Genomic DNA, 20400 nt, shown 5'->3' on the forward strand with positions numbered 1-20400 from the left:
AAGGAAGCCCCTTACGTGAAATCCCTCCTTGCACTGTTTGCCCTCGTCGCCCTGCCGGTCATGGCCGCCGAGCCGACCCTGTACGGGCGCTATGAATACATCGCGCTGCCGGAAATCGGCGGTGAAGTGCTCAAGGCCAAGATGGACACCGGCGCACTGACCGCCTCGCTGTCGGCCAAGGACATCGAAACCTTTACCCGCGATGGCGATGAATGGGTGCGTTTCCGCCTCGGCACCAAGGACGCCAGCAACAAGGTCTACGAACACAAGGTCGCGCGGATCAGCAAGATCAAGAGCCGCTCGGATGAAGAGGATGAGGGCGAAAGCACCGAAGTCGCCAAACGTCCGGTGGTCGATCTGGAGCTGTGCCTGGGCAACGTCAAGCGTACCGTCGAGGTCAACCTGACCGATCGCAGCAACTTCAATTATCCGCTGCTGATCGGTGCCAAGGCCTTGCGCGAGTTCGGCGCGGCGGTTAACCCGGCGCGGCGCTTCACGGCGGATAAACCGGACTGCTGAGCCAAGTGGTCTCATTGACGTAACGTCAGGCTTGGGGCACCGTTCGCGCACCTAACCCACGGGCTCGGACGCCATGCCTCATATCCTGATTGTCGAAGACGAAGCGGCGATTGCCGATACGCTGATTTTTGCCCTGCAAGGCGAGGGGTTCGGCACCACGTGGCTGAGCCTCGGCGCGGCGGCGCTGGAGCATCAGCGGCAGACGCCTGCCGATCTGATCATCCTCGACATCGGCCTGCCGGACATCAGCGGCTTCGAGACCTGCAAACAGCTACGTCGCTTCAGCGACGTGCCGGTGCTGTTCCTCAGCGCCCGCGATGCCGAGATTGATCGCGTGGTCGGGCTGGAGATCGGCGCCGACGACTACGTGGTCAAGCCGTTCAGCCCGCGTGAAATCGCGGCGCGAGTAAAGGCAATCCTGAAACGCATGGCGCCGCGTCCAGTGATTGAAGCCTCTTCGGCGCTGTTTCGCATCGATCCCGAGCGCGTACAAATCAGCTATCGCGGCCAGACGTTAAGCCTGACCCGCCACGAATTCCGCCTGTTGCAATGCCTGCTCGAACAACCCGAGCGTGTGTTCAGCCGCGAGCAATTACTCGATGCGCTGGGCGTCGCTGCCGACGCCGGCTACGAGCGCAGCATCGATAGCCACATCAAAAGCGTGCGCGCCAAACTGCGTCTGGTGCGGGCCGACGCCGAGCCGATCCAGACCCATCGCGGCCTCGGTTACAGCTACAGCCCGGGGCACAGCTGATGTCGCTGGGGCTGCGGATCTTTCTGGTGTATGTGCTGTTTGTCGGCCTCACCGGGTACTTTGTGCTCAACACGGTAATGGAAGAAATCCGCCCCGGCGTGCGCCAGTCCACCGAAGAAACCCTGGTCGATACCGCCAACCTGATGGCGGAAATCCTCCGTGATGATTTCAAGGCCGGCACCCTTAGCGAGAACCGCTGGCCCGAGTTGCTGCGCGCCTATGGCGAGCGCCAGCCGCAAGCGACCATCTGGGGCTTGCCGAAAAATCAGGTCAACCACCGTATCTACGTCACCGACGCGAAAGGCATCGTCGTGCTCGATTCCAGTGGTGTCGCGGTCGGTCAGAATTACTCGCGCTGGAACGATGTCTACCTGACCCTGCGCGGTGAGTACGGCGCACGTTCGAGCCGCAGTGATCCGGATGACGCCAGCTCGTCGGTGATGCACGTCGGCGCGCCAATTCGCGATAACGGCAAGATCATCGGCGTAGTCACCGTGGCCAAGCCCAACAGCTCATTGCAGCCCTATGTCGATCGCACCGAGCGGCGCTTGCTGTTTTACGGCGCCGGGTTGATCGGCCTCGGTCTGCTGTTTGGTGCTTTGTTGTCGTGGTGGCTGAGCCGTGCGCTGCACCGTCTGACCGGTTATGCCCAGGCGGTGAGCGAAGGCCGGCGGGTGGAAGTGCCGCATTACCGTGGTGGTGAACTGGAACAACTGGCTACCGCCGTGGAACAGATGCGCACGCAACTGGAAGGCAAGGCCTACGTCGAGCGTTATGTGCACACGCTGACCCATGAACTGAAAAGTCCGCTGGCGGCGATTCGCGGTGCGGCGGAGTTGCTGCAAGGCGACATGCCGCCGGTTCAGCGCTTGCGGTTTGTCGGCAACATCGACAGCGAAAGTGCGCGGATGCAGCAGTTGATCGAACGGTTGCTGAATCTGGCGCAGGTGGAACAACGTCAGGGCCTTGAAGAGCGGGTCGCCGTGCCGTTGGCGGCGCTGGTTGATCAGTTGTTGCAGGGGCAGGCAGCGCGAATTGAAGGCAAACAGTTGCGCATCGAACAGACGATTGCCGCGGATCTGCTGTTGATTGGCGAGCCGTTTCTGTTGCGTCAGGCGCTGGGCAACTTGCTGGAAAATGCGCTGGATTTCACCCCGGTTGAGGGGCTGTTGCGCTTCAGTGCCGAGCGGGTTGGCGAGCAAATCGAATGTCGATTGTTCAATGAGACGGCGCCGATTCCCGATTACGCTTTGCCGCGGTTGACCGAGCGTTTTTACTCATTGCCGCGCCCGGACAGTGGGCGCAAAAGCACGGGGTTGGGGCTTAACTTCGTTGAAGAAGTGATCAAGTTGCATGGTGGGGCGATGCAGATTCGCAATGTTGAAAACGGGGTTGAAGTGACATTGCGCTTGCCTTGATACCGAGTTGCGGCCATCGCGAGCAGGCTCACTCCTACAGGGGAGCGCATTCCAAATGTAGGAGTGAGCCTGCTCGCGATAGGGCCGGTGAAGTCTCCACACAATCTCCACATTCCCCCCACAAAACCCCCACACCCACTCAGCAGACTCTGCCCATCCAAACAGGGAGAGTCCCATGAACAAGAATCTGACCATCAAGCTCGGCGCCATCGCCCTGCTGATCCTGCTGTTGCTGATCCCGCTGCTGATGATCGACGGCGTCATCGACGAGCGCCAACAGCTGCGTGACGGTGTGCTCGAAGACATTGCCCGCAGCTCCAGCTACAGCCAGCAACTGAGCGGCCCGGTGATGGTGGTGCCGTATCGCAAAGTGATTCACAACTGGAAAACCAACGATAAAACCAACCAGCGTTACGACGAACCGAGCGAAGAACGCGGTCGTTTGTACTTCCTGCCGGAGCGTTTCGAACTCGACGGCCAGGTGCAAACCGAACTGCGTGCACGAGGCATTTATGAAGCGCGGTTGTTCCACGCCGATAACCGTATCAACGGCCATTTCTCATTGCCGGCGCAATTGGGCATCAAGGAAGACTTCAGCGACTACCAGTTCGATGCACCGTTTCTCGCGGTCGGTATCAGCGATATTCGCGGTATCGAAAATGCGCTGAAACTCGAGCTCGATGGACAGCGCCTCAATTTCGTTCCAGGTACGCAAGTCGGTTGGCTCGGTGAAGGTGTGCGGGTCACGCTGCCGTTGCTCGACACCAGTAAAACCACGGAACTGAGCTTCGGCTTCGACCTGCGTCTGCAAGGCACCGGTTCATTGCAGGTGCTGCCGGTGGGCAAGAGCAGCAGCGTCAGCCTCACCGCCAACTGGCCGCATCCAAGCTTTGTCGGCAACTTCCTGCCGGGCAAACGTGAAATCAATGATCAAGGTTTCAGCGCCGATTGGCAGACCACGTTTTTCTCCACCAACCTGCAAGACGCCATGAGCCGTTGCGTGAGCAGCAATGATTGCGAGGCGTTCAACGGTCGCAGCTTCGGTGTGAGCTTTATCGATCCGGTGGATCAATATCTGAAGAGTGACCGGGCGATCAAATATGCGCTGCTGTTCATTGTCCTGACGTTCGCTGGTTTCTTCCTGTTCGAAGTGCTCAAGAGTCTGGCCGTGCACCCGGTGCAATACGCGTTGGTCGGTGTGGCGCTGGCGTTCTTTTATCTGTTGTTGCTGTCGTTGTCGGAGCACATTGGTTTTGCTTTGGCCTATCTGTTGTCGGCCAGCGGTTGTGTGTTGTTGATCGGGTTTTATGTCTGCCACGTGCTGCGCAGTGTGCGCCACGGTTTGAGTTTTTCGGCGGGGTTGGCGGCGTTGTATGGCCTGCTTTATGGCTTGCTGAGTGCCGAGGATTACGCGTTGTTGATGGGCTCGTTGTTGCTGTTCGGTCTGCTCGGTGTGTTCATGGTGCTAACGCGCAAACTGGATTGGTACGGGATTGGGCAGAAGCCGGGCAAGCCGTTGGAGTTTGATGTGGGGGCGATGCAATGAGCCGGGTGGGATTACGTGAAGATCAGCGAGAGGCGGAGGTTTTGGTGACGCTGATTTTTGCAGCGCTACCATCGGAACCGAGGTGGTTCATTCGCGAGCAAGCTCGCTCCCACATTGGATTTATGTCGTTGCATCCATGGCATGAACAACACAATACAACTGTGGGAGCGAGCCTGCTCGCGAAGAGGCCGGAACAAGCGCCGCCGATTTAAGGCTTGGGCATCGTGGCGATCATGGAAGGTCGCTGACTCACTTCAAAGAACCAGTTGGCCAATTGCGGGTTGGCATCACGCCAGCCCAGGTCCGGGAAGCGCAGGTCGAGGTAACCCAGCGCACAGGCGACGCTGATCGCCGCCACATCAAAGTGGCTGGTCAGCTCGGCAATCGCGTCGCGCTCCAACACTGCGAGGGCGCGGCGGATCTTGTCGCGCTGAGCCTCGAGCCATTCGTCCCAATGCTTTTCCGGCGCGCGCAGGACCATTTCATAACGCACCATCACCGACGCATCCATGATCCCGTCGGCCATCGAGGCCAGGGTCAGACGCCGCCAGCGGGCCGCGCCTTCGCGCGGGATCAGCGGATTGCCGACGTGTTGTTGATCGAGGTATTCGAGGATCACACGGCTGTCATGGATGACGTTGCCATCGGCCAGGCGCAGGGCGGGGATCTTGCCCAGCGGGTTGTCGACATTGAGTTCAGCGCTCGGGCTGACCGGGCTGAGCACGCAATCTTGCAAAGAGACGCGATCCTGCTGGCCGGTTTCGTGCAGCAACACCATCACTTTGCGCACGAACGGGGAGAGCGTGTTGTGGTACAGGGTCATGCTGGGGGCGGACATTGGTAAACCTCGGTGATCGTCGAAGAGCAGGAGGTTAGCCTAGCCAGATGCGGCGAGGCTGGCGAGGAATTGATGGTGTAATTACTGCCGCCTTCGCGAGCAAGCTCGCTCCCACAGGGGAACGCATTTCAAATGTGGGAGCGAGCTTGCTCGCGAAGGGGCCATCCCAGGCAACACAGATTTCACCCGCGCAGCAACAATCCTCTTATGGCCAGAAACGCCGGCACACCCAGCCCAACCCAGCTCAACGCATCCCAAATCCCATCCCCAAGCAGCGCCGCAAACAACCCCGCCGCACTGAGCAACGCAATCACGATCGGCGTGCTGAACACTTTCCAGAAACTCGACTGACGCGGCTTCATGCGGAGGCCTCCGCCGTTTCCAGCACAGGCCTGGCCGCTCTGCGCCGAACCACCCACAAATACACGCCACTGCCGAGCACAATGATCGTCAGCACATCCAGAGTGGCCCAGAGGATTTTCATCGGCATGCCGCCATAGTCACCAAAGTGCAGCGGCTGCGACATGCCCATGGCGTCCATGTACCACGGCCGTTCGGCCACGGCGGTGACCTGCAGCGTGGTCGCATCGATCAGCACCGGCGTCAGCAGATGCGAGGTCAGGTGCGTACCGCCCTTCATGAACACCGAGTAATGGTGTTCGCTGGAAAAGCGTGTGCCGGGGAAGGCAATGAAGTCCGGCTGCATGTCCGGCGCGACTTCGCCAGCGATATCGAGCAAACGTGTGGCCGGTGCCAGATGTGTCAGTGGCGGGGCATCGCGATAAGGTGCGATCAAGGTGTTCAGTGCATCGTTGCGCCAGGCCGCGATCAACAAGTCGGCGCACGCGCTGATCACGCCGGTCACGCCCACCACCAGCGCCCAGGTCAGGGTGACGACACCGATCAGGTTGTGCAGGTCGAGCCAGCGCAGGCGGGTGGATTTGTCCTGACGCACGGTGCCGAACTTCAAGCGGCGCATGAACGGCAGGTACAACACTGTCCCGGATACGATGGCCACGACAAACAGCAGCCCCATGAACGCCAGCAGCAACTTGCCCGGCAGCCCGGCGAACATGTCGACATGCAGGCGCAGGATGAACAGCATCAAGCCGCCATTGGCCGAAGGCGTTTCCAGCGCTTCCCCGGTGCGCGCATCGAGCATGAACGTGTGCGAGGAATTCGGTTCGGTGCCAGCGGTTTTCGCCATGATCGTCAGCACGGCGTTCGGCTCATCGTCATCGAAGCCGAAGTACTGCACGACGTCATCGGGGCGATGCTGTTCGGCGGCCACGACCAGTTGCGCCAGATTCAATCGAGGCGTATCGGCTGGCAACTCGCGTACTTCGGGTGCATCGCCGAGCAGATGTTCGATCTCGTGATGGAAAATCAGCGGCAGACCGGTCAAGGCCAGCATCAGCAAAAACACGGTACAGACCAGGCTGGTCCAGGTGTGGATGAACGACCAGCGACGAATTGTTTTACTTTTCATTTCATGACCTTCAAAAACACCAAAGCCGTCCCCGAGGGACGGCCTGGTCACAGGGCCTGTTTCAGCTCAAGCGCTTACCACTTGTAAGTGGCGCTGGCGACGACACTGCGCGTGTCGCCGTAGTAGCAGTAGAAGCTGTCGCAGGTGGAAATGTATTCCTTGTCGAACAGGTTGGTCGCGTTGAGTGCCAGCGACGCGCCTTTGAGGCTGTTGTCCAGGCGGCCGAGGTCGTAATGCACCGAAGCGTCGAACACGGTGTAGGCGTCCGCCTTGCCCAGCCAGGAATTGGCCTTGTCGCCGTAGGTGTTGCCGGTGTAACGCACGCCACCGCCAATGCCGAAGCCGTCGAGCACGCCGGCGTGCCAGGTGTAGTCAGTCCACAGCGACGCTTGCTGGTTCGGCATCAGTTGCAGGCGATTGCCCTTGTCGACGCCATTTTGTACTTCCGATTTGGCCAGGGTGTAGGCAGCGATGACTTTCAGGTTGTCGGTGACGTCGGAAACCGCTTCCAGCTCCAGGCCTTTGACTTTCACTTCGCCGGTCTGGCTGGTGATCGACACGTTGTTGACGAAGGTGTTGACCGAAACGTTCTTCTGAGTGAGGTCGTATACGGCAGCGGTCAGCAGGGTTTTGCTGCCCGGTGGCTGGTACTTGATGCCCAGTTCCCACTGCTTGCCTTCGGTCGGTTTGAGCGAACCGGTCGAGGTGGCGTCGGCGCCCGTGGTCGGCTGGAAGGATTCGGCGTACGACAGGTACGGCACGAAACCGTTGTCGAACACGTAGCTGAGCGCGGCGTTGCCGCTGAACGCTTTGTCGCGCTGAGTGTTGGTGGCATCGCCCTTGTTGATGAACTGGGTGCTGGTGTGCACCCAGTCTTCACGGCCACCGAGGGTCAGGCGCCACTGGTCGAGGGCCATCTGATCCTGAATGTACAGGCCGGTCTGGTAGGTCTTCTGGTCGTAATCGTAAAACGCGGTGGAGCGCGCTGGACGCACGATCGGCTGACCATAGATCGGCGTGATCACGTTGGTGGTCAGGCCGTCACCGAAGATCGAGGTGTAGTTGGTGTTGCTGCGCTGATGGTCCAGACCCAACAACAGAGTGTGGCGGATATCGCCAGTGGCGAAGTCGGCCTGGAAGTTGTTGTCCACGGCGAACTGGCTGATGTCTTCTTCGACGCTGGTGCTGGTGCGCCCGACGTTGCCTTGATCATCCACTTCGGTGAACGGGTAGGAACCCGGCGTCAGCGACTGGAACGACAGGTCCGACTTGGTGTAGCGCAGGTTCTGCTTGAACTGCCAGACGTCGTTCAGACGATGTTCGAAGGCGTAGCCCAGCGCGTAGTAGGTGCGATCGTAATATTCCCAGTCCGGATCACCCAGATTCTTGTGGTGGGAAATATCACCGAACGGTGATTTGATCTTGGTGCCCTGAATCGGCAGGAACTGACTGGTGATGCCGGTATCGTCGCGGGTGAACTGGCTCAGCAGGGTGAGCTTGGTGTCGTCGTCGATGTTCCAGGTCAGGCTCGGCGCGATGTTGTAGCGCTTGTTGTCGACGTGATCGACCTGCGTGCCGCTGTCGCGCACCACACCGCTGAGGCCATAGAGAAACTGGCCGGCGTCATCGATCTTGCCGGTGCTGGCGAAGTTGATCTGACGGTGGTTGTCACTGCCGTATTGCAGCTGGATTTCGTTGCTAGCTTCGGCGCTTGGACGACGGCTGACCATGTCCAGCAAACCGCCCGGCGGGGTCTGGCCGTAAACCGAGGAGGCCGGGCCGCGCAGCAGGGCGAGGCGGTCGAGGTTCCAGGTTTCCTGTTTCGGGTTGGCGTACACGCCTTTTGGCAGCGGCAGGCCGTCGAGGAACTGGGTCGGTTCGAAACCGCGCACACGCAACCAGTCGGCACGGGTGTCGCTGCCGTAGCTGCTGGCGGTGATACCCGGCATGTAGCGTACGGCGTCATCGAGGCTGTGCACGCTGCGGTCGTCCATTTGCTGGCGAGTCACGACGGAGATCGAACGCGGCGCTTCGACCAGCGCGGTGTCGGTCTTGCTGCCAGCGGCGGTGCGGGTGGCGGTGTAGCCGTCGACCGGCCCCCAGGCGCTTTCGAAGTTTTCCACACCGATAACCGATGTTTCCGGCAGGGCCAACGTCCCTTCAGGTACCGCCACAAGGGTGTAGGTGCCGGTGCTGCTTTGTTCCAGTTGCAGACCGGTGCCACGCAGGGCCGCGCGCAAGGCACCGGCCGCGTCGTACTGGCCGTTGACCGGCGCCGAGGTCTTGCCCGCCGCCAGCGACGGATTCAGCGACAGCGCAATGCCGCCCTGGCTGGCGATCTGGTTCAGGGTGGTCGACAGTGGCGCCGCCGGCAGGTTGTAGGCGCGCACGCTGGACGCTTGTTCAGCGGCGAGCAACGGACTGCTGATCAGCGGCGCGCTGAGCGCGATGGCGACGGCCAGCAGACCGGGGCGCAACAAGGTGTCTAGCGAACGGGACATACGGCGGCTCCTGAATGGAAATATTTCTCAATTGCCTGTGTGCCGGATGAAAAGCAGAAAGTGATAGGGCAGGATGAAAATAATTTCGATTAACTGGAAACAGCCACATTTCTGCGGGCTTGATCGTTCCCACGCTCCGCGTGGGAATGCCTCAATGGACGCTCTGCGTCCGCTTCGGCAGGGACGCAGAGCGTCCCGAGCTGCATCCCCACGCAGAGCGTGGGAACGATCAGGTCAAGGGGAGGAGGGCTCGGCCTTAGCGACTGTGACCCAATACGGCGTATGCCGCTCGATCTGCACCGGCAGGGTCGGCAGCAATGCGCTCAGGGCCTTATCGGTGTCATGCAGCGGGAAGCTACCGGTAATCCGCAGGTCAGCCACGTCCGACGCCACGCCCAGATACCCGCGACGATAACGCCCGAGCTCGTGCACCAAATCGCCCAACCGCGCGTTATCGACCACCAGCATGCCGCGCGTCCAGGCATCGGCGCCGGGGTTGAGCGCGACGATCGAACCCAATCCATCACGGCGCAGCAGCACTTGCTGGCCTCCATGGAGAATTTGCTCATCAGGGTTGGATTGCGGGTGCGCCGCGACCGCCGATTGCAACACACTCAGGCGCGTGCCTTGGTCTTCACGCTTGACCAGGAACCGCGTACCCAGCGCGCGCATGCTGCCTTCGCGGGTTTCGACGATAAAAGGGCGCGCATCGCCATGCCCGGTTTCGACAAGAATTTCGCCTTCCTGCAAGACGATCAACCGGCGCTTGTCATCGAACCGCACGTCCACCGCACTGTGGGTGTTCAGATTCAACACAGTGCCGTCAGCCAGACGCACAGTGCGCTGCTCACCGGTCGCGGTGCGTTGATCGGCGAGCCAGTAATCCAGTGGCAGAAAGCGTTCGCTGGCGAACAGCCCCACACCGACCAGCAGCACAACGCTGGCCAGCCCACTGCCCAGTCTGCGCACCCGGCGGCGAATGCCTTCGCGTGACTGCAGCAAGGCACTGCGGGCCGGACCTTTGGCCACGCTGAAGCGCTGATCGAGCATGCCCAGTTGCCGCCACGCGCGGGCGTGTTCTTCATGGGCCGCATGCCATTTGGCGAATTCCTCGCGCTCCAGCGGGCTGCTCGAATCGAGGGTCAGTTGCCAGGCAATCGCCGCGTCCAGCACATGCGCCGGCACCGGTCTGGAACTGGCCGGGCTCACGTCGGCTCTCCGTACAGCGCGATGTAGCACTGACGAATCCCCTGGGCCAGATACTGGCGCACGCGCGGCACCGAGACGCCGAGCTTGTCGGCGATCTCGGCATGGCTGAGGCCATCGAGGCGGTTATAAAGGAAAGCGGCGCGGGCCTTGGTCGACAGTTTGCCGAGCAAGCGGTCGATGGCTTTGAGGTCTTCGAGGATCATTTGCTGTTCTTCCACCGACGGTTGTTCGCCTTCGGGGATCAGCATCAGTTCGGTGAGGTAGGCCTGTTCCAGCGCCGCGCGGCGGAAGTAGTCGAACAGCAAGCCTTTGGCGATCGCCACCAGAAAGGCGCGTGGCTCGCGCGGTGTCAGCATGTCGTCGCGACCGAGCAGGCGGACGAAGGTGTCCTGACTGAGGTCCTCGGCACGTTGCGGGCAGGCCACATTGCGCCGCAGCCACGCCAGCAGCCAACCGCGATGGTCACGATACATCGCACCGACGAGCTCACTGTTAGGGCTTGGGACTGACGACACCGGACATCACCGATTGGGAAATATTAACTAACGCGAATTGTTCGCGATTGTGGCAGAGGTGGGAATGGTTAGCAATTGGCCACTGGTCAGGTGGGCGTTAAAGGCTGGCCCTCACCCTAGCCCTCTCCCGGAGGGAGAGGGGACCGATTGGGGGATATTGTCGCAATACACCGACGTGAAAGATTTCTGCTGAATCCATAATCGACTCGGTTTCTCAGGTCGATGGAAAACCCGAGACACCTCGGTAGGCTCCCTCTCCCTCGGGGAGAGGGCTGGGCGGGCGGCGTTCCGATGAGGGGCTTCTGATTCAGAACGAAGGCGCCTGTTGCCTACGCTTCCACTGACTCAACCGCTGCTGCAAATTCAACGGACTATGAATCTGCTGCCCCCGCGCCCGACTGAACAGAATCAACGCCAACTCTGCAGTGGCCAGCGCATCGGCACTGGCGTTATGCCGCTCGAACACCTCAAGCTTGAACCAGTCGATCCACTCATCCAGCCCGGCCTCACGAATGTTCGCTTGCGGGCACACTAGCGGTGCAATGTCGGCGACATCCAGGAACACCTGCTGCAACTTGTGCCCCAGATGTTCCTTCAGCGCACGCCCGAGCATGTGCTGATCAAACGGCGCATGAAACGCCAGCACCGGGCTGTCGCCGATAAATTCCAGGAGTTCCAGCAACGCCTCGACCGGCTCACTGCCCGCCGCAATCGCATTCGGCCCCAACCCGTGAATCAACACGCTGGGACTGAGCTTCAGCTCGCGACATTGCAGCGTGCGTTCGAACTGCTGACTGAAATCGATCGCGCCGTCCTCGATCACCACCGCGCCAATCGACAACACACGGTCCTTGTTCAGATTCAGCCCGGTGGTCTCCAGATCCAGCACCACCCAGCGTTGTTCGCGCAGTGTGCATTCGCTCAGCTCGGTAATCGTCGGCAGCTGCGCCAGACGCTGCTGAAAATCCACCGGCACCACCGCACTCGCCGGGCGCAGCCACGAGAACAGGCTCATAGCTGATACCGCAACATCAGGCTACTTTGCAGACGCTGAGCCTGGCGCAGGGATTCACGCAGGATGCGCCGGTCGAGGTGATTGAGGCTGTCCGGGTCGACGCGGTTGGAATAGGGCAGGTTCTCCCGCGTCTGCAATTGATGCTGCTGCATGCGCGTCTGCTGTATGAAATGATAGGCCTCTTCATACGCCGCGCCATCCAGTCGCTCGATGACTTCTTTCTCGACCAACTGACGGAAGCGCTCGAGGGTATTGTTGGCGTCGATACCGTTAGCCAGCGCGAGCAATCGTGCGCCATCCACGAACGGCGTCAGCCCCTGCACCTTGAGGTCCAGCGTGGCTTTCTCGCCATTCTTGCGTGCCAGCACAAACTCACGGAAACGGCCCACCGGTGGACGATTGCGCAGGGCGTTCTCGGCCATCATGCGCTGGAACAAACGGTTGTCGCCGACCTGATCGAGAATGCCACGGCGCAATTGTTCGCAGCCTTTTTCATCGCCCCAGACCACGCGCAGATCGAAGTAAATACTCGAACCGAGCAGATTCTCCGGCGTTGCCTCACGAATAAACGCCGCGAAGCGCCGCGCCCATTCTGCCCGCGACAGACACAGCTCGGGATTGCCGGCCATGATGTTGCCCTTGCACAGAGTGAAACCGCACTGCGCCAGACTCTGGTTGATCTGCTGCGCAATCGGCAGCAGCTTGCCGCGAATCTCTGCTGCATGCGCAGCATCGCGGGCGTCGAACAGAATGCCGTTGTCCTGATCGGTGTGCAGCGTCTGCTCGCGACGGCCTTCGCTGCCGAAGCACAACCAACTGAACGGCACGCCGGGGTCGCCTTTTTCCGCGAGGGTCAGCTCGATCACCCGGCACACGGTGTGATCGTTTAGCAAGGTGATGATGTGGGTGATCTGCGTCGACGACGCGCCATGAGCGAGCATGCGCTCGACCAGTTGGCCGATCTCACCGCGCAGGCCGACCAGTTGTTCGACGCGCTGGGCGCTGCGAATCGTCCGGGCCAGGTGTACCAGGTCGACCCGTTGCAGGGAAAACAGATCGCGCTCGGAGACCACGCCACACAAACGCTGATCCTTGACCAGACAGACGTGGGCGATATGCCGTTCGGTCATGGCAATTGCCGCATCGAACGCACTGTGATCCGGCGACAAGTAGAAGGGCGCGGGTGTCATGTGGCGCTCGATCGCTTCGTTGAAATCACCGACACCGGCGGCTACTACATGGCGTAGATCGCGCAGGGTGAAAATCCCCAGCGGGGCTTTGTGTTCATCTACCGCCACGATGCTGCCGACCTGTTGCTCATGCATCAGCTTCACCGCTTCACGCAATGGCGTGTCGGGGCTGCAGGTCACCGGGTGACGCATCGCCAGTTCGCCCAGTCGGGTGTTCAGCGAATACTGGGTGCCAAGGGTTTCCACGGCTTTCTGCTGCACTTGCTGATTGACTTGATCGAGCAGACTGCTTACCCCGCGCAAGGCGAAATCGCGAAAGGCGTTGGAGAGGGCGAACAGCTTGATGAACGCCAGTTTGTTCAGTTGCAGGCAGAAGGTGTCTTCGCCGGCCAAGTGTTCGGTGCGGGTTGCGCGTTCGCCGAGCAGCGCGGCCAGCGGAAAGCATTCGCCGGTGGTGATTTCAAACGTGGTCTCGGTGCCGGGCTTGGTGATGTGCTGACGTTCGCCGACCACCCGACCTTGCTTGACGATATAGAAGTGTTCAACCGGGCCGTCGGCGGGTTTGATGATGCTCTCGCCCTGGCCGTAGAAACGCAGCTGGCATTGTTCCACCAGATAAGCCAGGTGGGCGTGTTCCATCTGATTGAAGGGCGGGAAGCGCTGGAGGAATTGCAGGGTGCCCTGAATGTTCTGCAATACCGCGGTTTTCCCTGCCTGGGTGAAGGCGTCCGCTTTACTCATAACCATTACCGCAGTCTTTTTCGAATTGTTGTTGTCGGATCGTTCTGACCATGGTCGACCCCTGCGGGCGGGGTGCCCATTGGACGTAAGTCTAGGTTTGAGCTGCCGTTGGGCACATTTGGGAAGTGCCCTACAAAAACAGTCGGAAATTCGCCCGCCAGCCTCTTGGAAAAAAATCCGACGAAGTGCACATTGAAGCTCTGCTTAGCGATGTCTGACGACTGTGCCAGGTGATTGATTTGAAAACGTAGAGAACGCCATGTCCGACCACGATATTTTGAGCGACGCCGAGCGTGAAGCGCTCAGCGCTGTAATGCTCGAACCCGATTTGCCGCCGCAGCGTGTACTGATCGTCGATGACGACAAGGACGCCCGGGAGCTGTTGTCGGAGATTCTCGCGTTGGATGGCATTCGTTGCATGACCGCAGCCAGTGGCGAAACGGCGCTGAAGATGCTCGAAGAAAAACCGTCGATCGGGCTGGTGATTACCGATCTGCGCATGGGCCATGTCGGTGGCCTTGAGCTGATTCGCCAGGTGCGCGAATCGGTGCGGGCGGCGCTGCCGATCATCATCGTGTCCGGCGATGCGGATGTGAAAGATGCGATTGCGGCGATGCATCTGAGCGTGGTGGATTTTTTGCTCAAGCCGATTGATACGGGTAAGTTGCTCGGTCTGGTCAAACACGAGTTGGGTATTGATCCTTAAAAGCCCCTCACCCTAGCCCTCTCCCAGGGGGAGAGGGGACTGACCGCGGTGAATGTTCGAGGTACACCGACCTGAAATTCCTCAGTCGAACTCAGGTTTTGAATAGCACCAATATCGGCTCCCTTTCCCCCTCTACCCTTGGCAATTCCTGAGCCGAGCTCAGATTTTGAAAAGCACATAGATCGGCCCCCTCACCCCAGCCCTCTACCCCTTGGGGGAGAGGGCTGGGGTGAGGGGGGTGGATCTCAAGCCCACCACAAAAATCCAATCCACAGCACAAACAAAAAAGCCCTGATCTTTCGATCAGGGCTTTTTCATGTCCGGCATTCAGCGCAAGTTACAGGCCGTTGGCCTTCTTGAACTCGCGACGACGACGGTGCAGCACCGGCTCGGTGTAGCCGTTCGGCTGTTTGGTGCCTTCGATCACCAGTTCGACCGCCGCCTGGAAGGCGATGTTGCTGTCGAAGTTCGGTGCCAGCGGACGGTACAGCGGGTCGTTGGCGTTCTGACGATCCACCACCGGCGCCATGCGCTTGAGGCTTTCCATCACTTGCGCTTCGGTGACGACACCGTGGCGCAGCCAGTTGGCGATGTGCTGGCTGGAGATACGCAGCGTGGCACGGTCTTCCATCAGGCCGACGTCATTGATGTCCGGCACTTTCGAGCAGCCCACACCCTGGTCGATCCAGCGCACCACATAACCAAGAATGCCCTGGGCATTGTTGTCCAGTTCGTTCTTGATCTGCTCCGGAGTCCAGTTCGGATTGACCGCCAGCGGAATGGTCAGGATGTCGTCCACCGAGGCGCGAGCACGTTTGGCCAGTTCGGCCTGACGGGCGAACACGTCGACCTTGTGGTAGTGCAGCGCGTGCAGCGCAGCAGCAGTCGGCGATGGCACCCAAGCGGTGTTGGCACCGGCCAACGGGTGCGCGATTTTCTGCTCAAGCATCGCGGCCATCAGGTCGGGCATCGCCCACATGCCTTTACCGATTTGCGCGCGACCTTGCAGGCCGGTGCTCAGACCGATATCGACGTTCCAGTTTTCGTAGGCGCCGATCCACTTCTCAGCCTTCATGTCAGCCTTGCGCACAACCGGGCCGGCTTCCATGGAGGTGTGGATTTCGTCGCCGGTGCGGTCGAGGAAACCAGTGTTGATGAACACCACGCGCTCGCTGGCGGCCTTGATGCAAGCCTTGAGATTGACCGTGGTGCGGCGCTCCTCGTCCATGATCCCGACTTTCAGGGTGTTGCGCGTAAGGCCCAACACGTCTTCGATGCGGCCGAACAGCTCGTTGGTGAACGCTGCTTCTTCCGGGCCGTGCATCTTCGGTTTAACGATGTAGACCGAGCCGGTGCGGGTGTTACGACGCGTGGTATTACCGTTGAGGTTGTGCATCGCCGCCAGGCAAGTGACCAGACCGTCAAGGATGCCTTCCGGCACTTCGTTGCCTTGACTGTCGAGGATCGCGTCGATGGTCATCAAGTGGCCAACGTTGCGCACGAACAACAGCGAACGACCGTGCAACGTCACTTCACCGCCATTTGGCGCGGTGTAGGTGCGATCCGGGTTCATGGTGCGGGTGAAGGTCTGGCCGCCCTTGGAAACGGATTCCGACAGATCGCCCTTCATCAGGCCGAGCCAGTTACGGTAGATCACCACTTTGTCGTCGGCATCGACGGCAGCCACGGAGTCTTCGCAGTCCATGATGGTGGTCAGAGCCGCTTCCATCAGGATGTCTTTGACGCCGGCCGGGTCGGTCTGGCCAACCGGGGTGCTGGCGTCGACCTGGATTTCGAAGTGCAGACCGTTGTGTTTCAGCAGAATGGCGATTGGCGCGTTGGCGTCGCCCTGGAAACCGATCAGTTGTGCATCGTCGCGCAGGCCGGTGTTGCTGCCGCCCTTGAGGGTGACCAGCAGTTTGCCGTCAGCGATTTTGTAGGCGGTCGAATCGACGTGGGAGCCAGCAGCCAATGGTGCGGCTTCGTCGAGGAAGGCACGGGCGAAGGCGATGACTTTGTCGCCCCGCACCTTGTTGTAGCCTTTGCCTTTTTCCGCGCCACCGTCTTCGCTGATCGCGTCGGTGCCGTAGAGGGCGTCATACAGCGAACCCCAGCGGGCGTTCGAGGCATTGAGAGCGAAGCGGGCGTTCATCACCGGCACCACGAGTTGCGGGCCGGCGGTACGGGCGATTTCATCATCGACATTTTGCGTCGTTGCCTGGAAATCAGCCGCTTCTGGCAGCAGATAACCGATTTCTTGCAGGAAGGCTTTATAGGCCACGGCGTCGTGCGCCTGACCGTTGCGTTCCTGGTGCCAGGCATCAATGCGAGCCTGGAAGTCATCGCGTTTGGCGAGTAGGGCTTTGTTCTTCGGCGCCAGGTCATGAATGACCTTGTCGGCACCTTCCCAGAATTTTTCGGCGGTGAGGCCGGTACCGGGAATGGCTTCGTTGTTCACGAAGTCGAACAGGACTTTGGCGACCTGCAGGCCACCGACTTGAACGTGTTCAGTCATTGCTTGCCTCACTCTGCTCAGCTATTTCGCTTTTCAGCTCTTCAATTTGACAATGAAGCCTCTGGCCATTTAAACCACAAACCTGCCGACCAGTACATGCCATTGCTGGCGGCTGGGCTGGGACCAATCAACGGCTTGGGGCCTTGCTGACGGGGCTTTCAGGGTTGCGAACAGGCTTTGGGCAGACATCGATCCAGCGTTATGTAGTGCGCGCTGCGGCATACTACATGATGAGTTGCGCTTGTGAAAATCAGACTAATTACGTCGTTCTGCGACCTCATGTCGCATTGCGGTCACATCGCGGAACGGGATGTTCTCAAAAAACAGATGGATTGTTCCAGCTAAATATAAAAAGTTGTACACATAAATAGTAATTGGCTGCTATGGCACCGGTTTTTGTGGGAGCGAGCTTGCTCGCGAAAGCGTCGGTCGCCTCAACGCAAAATCGACCCTTGCCTATACTTCCCCCTTCTATAACAAAAGTCATGACAAGAGGGCTGCGCCATGGACCATCTCGTACTCACCGTATTCGCCCCGGACAAGCCCGGGCAGGTCGAGCGCATCGCCCAATGCATTGCCGAACACGGCGGTAACTGGCTGGAAAGCCGCATGTCGCGGATGGCCGGGCAGTTCGCCGGGATTCTTCGGGTGGGGGTGCCGGCAGAGGCTTACGACGAATTAGTCGATGCCTTACAAGCATTGTCGACGCACGGCATTCGCGTGCTGATCGCCGAGAGCGGTATCGAACAATCCTGTACCTGGAAACCGATCGCCATGGAACTGGTGGGCAATGACCGGCCCGGCATTGTTCGCGACATCACCCGGCTGTTGAGCGAGCAGGGCGTCAACCTTGAGCGGCTGGTGACTGAAGTGCGTCCGGCACCGATGAGCAGCGAACCGCTGTTCCACGCCGAAGCGATTCTCGCGGTACCGCTAACCCTGTCGCTGGATGTATTGCAGTCGCGGCTGGAAACCCTGGCCGATGATCTGATGGTCGAACTGGTGTTACGCACAGACAGTTAAGCGCTGACCGGGTTATCCAGTTTTAACGTGCACCTGCCTGTGGATAACCTGTAGAGACCGGGCGCAGCGCCAAGCCGGCCGGGGCTTGCGCGGAACTGATCAAAAAACCGCCAACATTCAGTGACTTGCACACAAACGGCGGGGATCACGTTGTGGATAACCTTGGGAAGAAACGATGCAGGCCACGAGAACCGTGGCCTGTGAGGGTTTGTACGTTTTTTGATCAGCTGCGCCGGCGTAAACTGATCACCGCGTCGACGCTGTAAACGGCCAGGCCGGCCCAGATGAAGATAAACGCCACCAATGTGCTGGACGATAGATGCTCACCGAACAGCAGCACGGCTTGCAGCAGCACCAAAGTCGGCGCCAGGTATTGCAGGAAGCCGATGGTGGTGTAGGGCAAGTGACGCGTGGCAGCGTTGAAACACACCAGCGGCACCAATGTCACCGGGCCGGCCGCTACCAGCCACCAGGCTTGCGAGGTGGTCCAGAACTCCGGTTGGGCGCTGGTCGCGGTCTGATTGAACAGCAACCAGGCAATTGCGATCGGTACCAGCATCCAGGTTTCCACCACCAGCCCCGGTAACGCCTTGACCGGCGCCTGTTTGCGGATCAGACCGTAGAAGCCGAACGTCAACGCCAGCACCAGCGATACCCACGGCAGACTGCCGACCTGCCACACCTGCTGCGCCACACCAACCGCCGCCAGGCCGACCGCGAGCCACTGCATCCGGCGCAAGCGTTCGCCGAGAATCAACATGCCCAACAGCACGTTTACCAACGGGTTGATGTAGTAACCGAGGCTCGCTTCCAGCATGCGCCCGTTATTCACCGACCACACGTAGGTCAGCCAGTTGGCCGCGATCAACGTGCCGCTCAAGGCCAGAATCGCCAAACGTTTAGGGTTGTCGAGCAGTTCGCGCAACCAGCCCGGATGTTTCCACACCATCAGCAACAACGCACCAAACAGCGCCGACCACAGCACTCGATGGATGATGATTTCAACGGCCGGCACTTCGGCGATGGCTTTGAAGTAGATCGGGAACAGGCCCCAGATGATGTAGGCGCTCAGGCCCAGAATGTACCCGCGACGCGGGTTGGCGGCTTGCATGCAGAATCCTTGCTTAGGCAGCTAACAAAGGAGGGATTGTAAGGAGATTTGTCTACGAATGCCGTAGCGCAATGGTCGGGAAATTGTGAACACCGAACAAATGTAGGAGTGAGCCTGCTCGCGATCGCGGTCTGACATTTAACATTTACGTCGACTGACAAAGCGCTATCGCGAGCAGGCTCACTCCTACAAGGAGGAGGTGGTGATCAGAAGAGTTTCAGTGGCTCTTCATTCAGCGCGGACAGTTGCTCACGCAACGCCAACACTTGATCACCCCAATAACGCTCGGTGCCGAACCACGGAAAGCTGTGCGGGAACGCCGGGTCATCCCAGCGCCGCGCCAGCCAGGCGCTGTAGTGCATCAGGCGCAAGGCGCGCAGCGGCTCGATCAGCGCCAGTTCTCGCGGATCGAAGTCGTGGAACTCGTTGTAGCCATCCATCAATTCCGACAACTGCCCCAGGCATTCCTGACGATCACCGGCGAGCATCATCCAGATGTCCTGCACCGCCGGGCCCATGCGGCAGTCGTCGAGGTCGACGATGTGGAACATCTCGTCACGGCACATCATGTTGCCGGGGTGGCAATCGCCGTGCATGCGGATGTTCTGGTGCGGTGTGTTGGCGTAGGCATCTTCCACGCGTTTGAGCAGGTCGCGGGCGACGGACTCGTAGGCCGGCAGCAGGCTTTTCGGAATGAAGTTGCCTTCGAGCAAGGTGTTCAGCGAAGCGTGGCCGAAGTTCTGCACGGCGAGGGCTTCACGGTGCTCGAACGGCTTGGTCGCGCCGACCGCGTGGATGCGCCCGAGCAACTGGCCGAGGCGATACAACTGATCAAGGTTGCCCGGCTCCGGCGCACGACCGCCGCGACGCGGGAACAGAGTGAAGCGAAAACCGGCATGTTCGTGCAGGGTTTCGCCGTTGTGGATCAGCGGCGCTACCACCGGGATGTCGACGTTGGCCAGTTCGAAGGTGAATTGATGTTCTTCGAGGATGGCTTCGTTGGTCCAGCGTTGCGGGCGGTAGAACTTGGCGATCAGCGGTTCGGAGTCTTCGATGCCGACCTGATAGACGCGGTTTTCGTAGCTGTTGAGCGCGAGAATGCGCGCATCGCTCAGGAAACCGATGCTTTCAACGGCATCGAGCACGAGGTCGGGGGTAAGGGTTTCAAACGGGTGGGCCATGCTGACTCCTGCGCGCAGCAGGCTGCCGCGTCCGGCCCAGCATGGTAGCGCAGATGGCAGCGGGGAGGTGGTTGGTGTCTGTGCTGACACCATCGCTGGCAAGCCAGCTCCCACATTTGGAATGCGATC

17 protein-coding genes are annotated in these 20400 nt (G+C 60.0%); 6 read left to right on the top strand and 11 right to left on the bottom strand.

Features of this window, described 5'->3' with window-relative positions:
- Positions 1-15 precede the first annotated feature (15 nt).
- From BMY54_RS03320 to creD, 4 genes are all read left to right on the top strand, one after another.
- Entirely contained in the window at positions 16-519 is a 504-nt protein-coding gene (locus BMY54_RS03320) for a retropepsin-like aspartic peptidase RloA2 (protein ID WP_007909997.1), read from the top strand.
- Positions 520-592: 73 nt separating this feature from the next.
- Entirely contained in the window at positions 593-1273 is a 681-nt protein-coding gene (gene creB / locus BMY54_RS03325; protein ID WP_093429921.1) for a two-component system response regulator CreB, read from the top strand.
- Positions 1273-2691 carry a two-component system sensor histidine kinase CreC gene (gene creC, locus BMY54_RS03330; protein ID WP_093429922.1) on the top strand — a complete coding sequence of 473 codons (1419 nt, stop codon included), beginning with the start codon at positions 1273-1275 and terminating at the stop codon, positions 2689-2691. Before creB ends, creC begins: the two co-directional genes overlap by 1 nt.
- Positions 2692-2866: 175 nt before the next feature.
- Positions 2867-4237 carry a cell envelope integrity protein CreD gene (gene creD / locus BMY54_RS03335; protein ID WP_093429923.1) on the top strand — a complete coding sequence of 457 codons (1371 nt, stop codon included), beginning with the start codon at positions 2867-2869 and terminating at the stop codon, positions 4235-4237.
- Between the two features lie 208 nt (positions 4238-4445).
- Here the strand turns inward: creD and BMY54_RS03345 are convergent, their stop codons facing one another.
- The 8 genes from BMY54_RS03345 to BMY54_RS03380 form a co-directional block, all read right to left on the bottom strand.
- A complete protein-coding gene (locus tag BMY54_RS03345; protein ID WP_093429925.1) occupies positions 4446-5075 on the bottom strand; it encodes a glutathione S-transferase in 630 nt (209 codons plus the stop codon).
- Positions 5076-5257: 182 nt separating this feature from the next.
- Positions 5258-5437 (bottom strand): hypothetical protein, encoded by a 180-nt coding sequence (locus tag BMY54_RS03350; protein WP_093429926.1) that lies wholly within the window; start codon positions 5435-5437, stop codon positions 5258-5260.
- On the bottom strand, positions 5434-6564 hold the full coding sequence (locus BMY54_RS03355) for a PepSY-associated TM helix domain-containing protein (protein ID WP_093429927.1): 1131 nt from the start codon (positions 6562-6564) through the stop codon (positions 5434-5436). Before BMY54_RS03355 ends, BMY54_RS03350 begins: the two co-directional genes overlap by 4 nt.
- Positions 6565-6638: 74 nt before the next feature.
- On the bottom strand, positions 6639-9065 hold the full coding sequence (locus tag BMY54_RS03360; protein ID WP_093429928.1) for a TonB-dependent siderophore receptor: 2427 nt from the start codon (positions 9063-9065) through the stop codon (positions 6639-6641).
- Positions 9066-9299: 234 nt separating this feature from the next.
- The gene (locus BMY54_RS03365; protein ID WP_093429929.1) at positions 9300-10274 is read right to left on the bottom strand and encodes a FecR domain-containing protein; all 975 of its coding nucleotides are present in this window, start codon (positions 10272-10274) and stop codon (positions 9300-9302) included.
- Positions 10271-10747 carry an RNA polymerase sigma factor gene (locus BMY54_RS03370; RefSeq protein ID WP_189661312.1) on the bottom strand — a complete coding sequence of 159 codons (477 nt, stop codon included), beginning with the start codon at positions 10745-10747 and terminating at the stop codon, positions 10271-10273. The genes BMY54_RS03365 and BMY54_RS03370 overlap by 4 nt, the downstream gene beginning before the upstream one ends.
- A gap of 349 nt (positions 10748-11096) precedes the next feature.
- A complete protein-coding gene (locus BMY54_RS03375; RefSeq protein WP_093429931.1) occupies positions 11097-11804 on the bottom strand; it encodes a 3'-5' exonuclease in 708 nt (235 codons plus the stop codon).
- On the bottom strand, positions 11801-13735 hold the full coding sequence (locus BMY54_RS03380) for a DUF294 nucleotidyltransferase-like domain-containing protein (RefSeq protein WP_305881818.1): 1935 nt from the start codon (positions 13733-13735) through the stop codon (positions 11801-11803). Before BMY54_RS03380 ends, BMY54_RS03375 begins: the two co-directional genes overlap by 4 nt.
- Before the next feature lie 259 nt (positions 13736-13994).
- Here BMY54_RS03380 and BMY54_RS03385 point away from each other — a divergent pair, with 259 nt between their 5' ends.
- Positions 13995-14441, top strand: a complete 447-nt coding sequence (locus BMY54_RS03385) for a response regulator (RefSeq protein ID WP_093429933.1) — start codon at positions 13995-13997, stop codon at positions 14439-14441.
- A 337-nt stretch (positions 14442-14778) separates the two neighbouring features.
- On the opposite strand, the gene BMY54_RS03390 is transcribed toward BMY54_RS03385, so the two are convergent.
- Positions 14779-16956, bottom strand: coding sequence for a malate synthase G (locus tag BMY54_RS03390; RefSeq protein WP_093429934.1), 2178 nt, complete (start codon positions 16954-16956; stop codon positions 14779-14781).
- A gap of 504 nt (positions 16957-17460) precedes the next feature.
- On the opposite strand from BMY54_RS03390, the gene BMY54_RS03395 reads away from it, so the two are divergent.
- Positions 17461-17979, top strand: a complete 519-nt coding sequence (locus tag BMY54_RS03395) for a glycine cleavage system transcriptional repressor (RefSeq protein WP_093429935.1) — start codon at positions 17461-17463, stop codon at positions 17977-17979.
- A 223-nt stretch (positions 17980-18202) separates the two neighbouring features.
- On the opposite strand, the gene rarD is transcribed toward BMY54_RS03395, so the two are convergent.
- Together rarD and BMY54_RS03405 are read right to left on the bottom strand one after the other, a co-directional pair.
- Positions 18203-19090, bottom strand: coding sequence for an EamA family transporter RarD (rarD, locus tag BMY54_RS03400; protein WP_093429936.1), 888 nt, complete (start codon positions 19088-19090; stop codon positions 18203-18205).
- A 206-nt stretch (positions 19091-19296) separates the two neighbouring features.
- The gene (locus BMY54_RS03405; RefSeq protein ID WP_093429937.1) at positions 19297-20271 is read right to left on the bottom strand and encodes a serine/threonine protein kinase; all 975 of its coding nucleotides are present in this window, start codon (positions 20269-20271) and stop codon (positions 19297-19299) included.
- Between the last annotated feature and the right edge of the window lie 129 nt (positions 20272-20400).

The sequence above is a fragment of the Pseudomonas sp. ok266 genome, from assembly GCF_900110195.1.
GTDB lineage: Bacteria > Pseudomonadota > Gammaproteobacteria > Pseudomonadales > Pseudomonadaceae > Aquipseudomonas > Aquipseudomonas neuropathica.

What these genes read in the sequence shown, in the direction of transcription:
- creB (WP_093429921.1), top strand. Translation starts at nt 593, where the DNA reads ATGCCTCATATCCTGATTGTCGAAGACGAAGCGGCGATTGCCGATACG.
- creC (WP_093429922.1), top strand. Translation starts at nt 1,273, where the DNA reads ATGTCGCTGGGGCTGCGGATCTTTCTGGTGTATGTGCTGTTTGTCGGC.
- creD (WP_093429923.1), top strand. Translation starts at nt 2,867, where the DNA reads ATGAACAAGAATCTGACCATCAAGCTCGGCGCCATCGCCCTGCTGATC.
- BMY54_RS03345 (WP_093429925.1), bottom strand. Translation starts at nt 5,075, where the DNA reads ATGTCCGCCCCCAGCATGACCCTGTACCACAACACGCTCTCCCCGTTC.
- BMY54_RS03350 (WP_093429926.1), bottom strand. Translation starts at nt 5,437, where the DNA reads ATGAAGCCGCGTCAGTCGAGTTTCTGGAAAGTGTTCAGCACGCCGATC.
- BMY54_RS03355 (WP_093429927.1), bottom strand. Translation starts at nt 6,564, where the DNA reads ATGAAAAGTAAAACAATTCGTCGCTGGTCGTTCATCCACACCTGGACC.
- BMY54_RS03360 (WP_093429928.1), bottom strand. Translation starts at nt 9,065, where the DNA reads ATGTCCCGTTCGCTAGACACCTTGTTGCGCCCCGGTCTGCTGGCCGTC.
- BMY54_RS03370 (WP_189661312.1), bottom strand. Translation starts at nt 10,747, where the DNA reads ATGTATCGTGACCATCGCGGTTGGCTGCTGGCGTGGCTGCGGCGCAAT.
- BMY54_RS03375 (WP_093429931.1), bottom strand. Translation starts at nt 11,804, where the DNA reads ATGAGCCTGTTCTCGTGGCTGCGCCCGGCGAGTGCGGTGGTGCCGGTG.
- BMY54_RS03380 (WP_305881818.1), bottom strand. Translation starts at nt 13,735, where the DNA reads ATGAGTAAAGCGGACGCCTTCACCCAGGCAGGGAAAACCGCGGTATTG.
- BMY54_RS03385 (WP_093429933.1), top strand. Translation starts at nt 13,995, where the DNA reads ATGTCCGACCACGATATTTTGAGCGACGCCGAGCGTGAAGCGCTCAGC.
- BMY54_RS03390 (WP_093429934.1), bottom strand. Translation starts at nt 16,956, where the DNA reads ATGACTGAACACGTTCAAGTCGGTGGCCTGCAGGTCGCCAAAGTCCTG.
- BMY54_RS03395 (WP_093429935.1), top strand. Translation starts at nt 17,461, where the DNA reads ATGGACCATCTCGTACTCACCGTATTCGCCCCGGACAAGCCCGGGCAG.
- rarD (WP_093429936.1), bottom strand. Translation starts at nt 19,090, where the DNA reads ATGCAAGCCGCCAACCCGCGTCGCGGGTACATTCTGGGCCTGAGCGCC.
- BMY54_RS03405 (WP_093429937.1), bottom strand. Translation starts at nt 20,271, where the DNA reads ATGGCCCACCCGTTTGAAACCCTTACCCCCGACCTCGTGCTCGATGCC.